Annotated in this window: 1 pseudogene; it reads left to right on the forward strand. The window is 63.4% G+C overall.

The annotated features are described in order from the left end of the window. Window positions 1–257: pseudogene (locus ABE505_RS17120) on the forward strand (IS110 family transposase); the annotation flags it as partial.

Consider the following 257-nt stretch of genomic DNA (forward strand, 5'->3'; position numbering starts at 1 on the left):
AACGCTGCAGGCATTCAGCGAGCTGCTAGCGCGGCGCCGCCAGTTGATGGAAATGTTGGTGATGGAGAAGAACCGGTTGACCCAGGCGACCGGCAAGGACCTCAGGCGCAATCTGCGTAAGCACATCGAGTGGCTGCAGCAGTATCTGCGCGCGATCGACGGCCACCTGCGCGATGCGGTCGAGCAGTCGCCGGCTTGGCAGGCCAAGCGCGACCTGTTGGCCGAGGTGAAAGGCGTGGGTGAGGTGACGGTCTTCA

Origin of the sequence: Luteimonas sp. TWI382 (assembly GCF_039674545.1) — a bacterium.
In the GTDB taxonomy this organism is placed as follows: domain Bacteria; phylum Pseudomonadota; class Gammaproteobacteria; order Xanthomonadales; family Xanthomonadaceae; genus Luteimonas.